This is a genomic window from Agrobacterium sp. (genome assembly GCF_032092815.1).
Classification (GTDB): Bacteria; Pseudomonadota; Alphaproteobacteria; order Rhizobiales; family Rhizobiaceae; genus Agrobacterium.
On sequence record NZ_DAMDBP010000081.1, the window covers coordinates 1 to 2,914 of the forward strand.

Consider the following 2,914-nt stretch of genomic DNA (forward strand, 5'->3'; position numbering starts at 1 on the left):
ATATAGATTTCAGATCGGTATTCCCATGAAACGCATCGGTATTGACGTAGGCGGCACCAACACGGATGCCGTGCTGATTGATGGCGAAACGATTATCTCATCAATCAAGGTTCCGACCACGCAGGACGTGTTGTCGGGTGTGAAATCGGCCTTGGCGCATGTCTCGGGTCATCCGCAGGCGGCTGGCCGCCCCATCGATGCGGTGATGATTGGCACAACGCATTTCACCAATGCCGTTGTCGAACGTGCACGGCTGGAACGGGTTGCAGCCATTCGCATCGCGCTGCCAACCGGTCGTTCCTTGCCACCCATGTGTGACTGGCCGGATGATCTGCGCACGGCAGTTGATCCCCTGATCTTTATGGTTCACGGCGGTCATGAATATGATGGCAGCCCACTGGTTCCGATGATCCCGGATGAAATCCGGGAAGCCGCAATGAAAATCCGCGATGCCGGCATTACCTCGATCGCGATCTCAGCCACTTTTTCGCCGTTGACCACCGAGTGCGAGATAAAGGCCGCAGAGATCGTCCGTTCGGTTATTCCGGATGCTCGGATCACGTTGTCGCATACGCTGGGCCGCATTGGCTTGCTGGAACGGGAGAACGTAGCCCTTCTGAACGCGGCTCTGCAGTCTCTTGGTAAAACCACCGTTCAGGCGTTTTCCGATGCGCTGCGTGAGGCAGGTGTAACCGCGCCATTCTTTTTGACCCAGAATGACGGAACGGTCGCGCTCGCCGACGTTGCTTCGGCCAATCCGGTTCACAGCTTTGCTTCCGGCCCAACCAATTCCATGCGCGGCGCGGCGTTCCTGACCGGTTTGACCGATGCGATGGTGGTTGATGTGGGCGGAACGACCTCCGACATCGGTTGCCTCATAGGCGGGTTTCCGCGTGAAGCGAACAATATCGTCCATATTGGCGGCGTACGCACGTTGTTCCGTATGCCTGATCTTCTGCCGGTCGCACTGGGCGGCGGCACGATCATCAATCCCGAAACGGGAACCATCGGTCCACGTTCAGTGGGCTACCGCATCCTGACAGAAGCACGGGTGTTCGGTGGCAATACGCTGACCACCTCCGATATCGCCGTTGCAGCGGGTCTGATTGATATGGGCGACAAGGATCGGGTGAAAGATCTTGATCCTGCTTTCGTCAAAAGCTGCCTTGGTCGTATCCGCGATATGGTGGCAGACAATTTCGACCAGATGAAAACCTCGGCTGAGGATGTGCCGCTGATCGCGGTTGGCGGTGGTGCATTCCTGATCCCCGAAAGCATTCCTGGTGCGTCGGAAGTGTTGCGTGTGGAAAATGCCGGTGTGGCAAATGCCTTGGGCGCTGCAATGGCGCAGGTATCCGGTGAGGTTGATCAGGTCTTTTCAGGCATGAGCCGTGATGAAGCGCTGGCAAAGGCGGAGGCGGAAGCGCAAGACGCTGCCGTAGCCTCTGGTGCTGGTCGTCACACTCTCAAGACACTTGAAGTCGAGGATATCCCGATCGCTTATCTGCCGGGTGGTGCCCGTCGCGTTCGCGTTCGAGTTATCGGCGATATCGACTTCACCTGAACCTTTTCTCGCCCTGATTTCAGGACATCTCAGGAGTATGACATGACGACGATTGCACTTGCCATCCATGGTGGTTGTGGCGTGCTGCCGCAGGACAGCATGACGGCGCAGGAATGGGCTGAGGCGAGACTGGATCTGGCCGCAGCGCTGCGGGCCGGCTACGGCGTGCTGAAAACCGGCGGTCGCGCGATTGACGCTGTTGAGGCTGCCGTTATCGTGATGGAGGATAGTCCTCACTTTAACGCTGGTCACGGGGCGGCGCTGAATGAAAACAGCGTGCACGAACTTGATGCCTCGATCATGGATGGGCAGACGTTGGAGGCCGGCGCAATCAGTGCGTCACGTGCTATCCGCAACCCGATCAAGGCGGCTCGCGTGCTGATGGATGATGGCCGTGCAGTTTACCTGACAGGTCCTGCTGCAGACACGTTTGCAGGTGAAAAGGGTCTGGCCATTGAACCGCAATCCTACTTTACCACGCAAAAACGTGTTGAGGCATTGCAGGCGATGAAAGCCCATGCGGTGGCTGGGACCGAGGCGACGGAAAACGAAAAACACGGCACGGTGGGTGCCGTGGCGCTCGATGCAGCAGGTCACCTTGCCGCAGCGACTTCGACTGGGGGCTACACCAATAAACCGGACGGCCGTGTTGGTGACAGCCCGGTGATCGGTGCCGGTACTTATGCACGCGATGGCGCTTGCGCTGTTTCCGGCACAGGCAAAGGTGAGTTTTTCATTCGTTATGTGGTTGGCCATGAAGTGGCGGCCCGCGTGTCTTATCTCGGGCAGGACCTTGAAACTGCAGCCGGTGGACTGATAAACGACGATCTCGCCGCTCACGACACTGGTGCCGGTCTGGTTGCAGTTGATGCCAACGGCAATGTGACTGCACCTTACAACACACCGGGCATGTTCCGCGGCTGGGTGACGACAGAAGGCAAAGGTTTCGTCGCCACCCATGATGAAATATTCGAGATCACACTGTAAGGACGTTGTGAATGACTGCTGATCTGGTCCGGTTGCCCGTATTTGACGGACATAATGATATTCTGTCTCGTCTGATGCGCGAAGGCGTTGCAGGTGCCGAGCAGCGTTTTCTGAAGGGGCAAGAGGGCGTCCATATCGATCTGCCACGTGCGCGCCAGGGCGGGTTGGCAGGTGGCCTTTGCGCCATCTACGTGCCATCACCTGCAGGTGGTCTCGATGCCAATGGTGATCTGCCGCGCGTTGAATTGCACAGTGCAATTGACCAGACGATCGGTCAGGCAGCACTCCTGCGCCGTATCGAGGCGCAATCGGGCGGTGACTTTACCATTTGTACAACGGCTGCAGAAATTCGTGTGGCAATGG

General features: G+C 57.7%; 3 protein-coding genes. All 3 read left to right on the forward strand.

The genetic code is table 11. The features are described 5' to 3' along the window. Window positions 1-25 precede the first annotated feature (25 nt). Window positions 26-1,564 (forward strand): hydantoinase/oxoprolinase family protein, encoded by a 1,539-nt coding sequence (locus RT613_RS23300; RefSeq protein WP_313618753.1) that lies wholly within the window; start codon window positions 26-28, stop codon window positions 1,562-1,564. 42 nt (window positions 1,565-1,606) lie between these two features. Further along, a complete protein-coding gene (locus RT613_RS23305; protein WP_313618748.1) occupies window positions 1,607-2,551 on the forward strand; it encodes an isoaspartyl peptidase/L-asparaginase in 945 nt (314 codons plus the stop codon). An 11-nt stretch (window positions 2,552-2,562) separates the two neighbouring features. Then, window positions 2,563-2,914: membrane dipeptidase (locus RT613_RS23310; protein ID WP_409558889.1), on the forward strand; the 352-nt coding region annotated here is incomplete at its 3' end.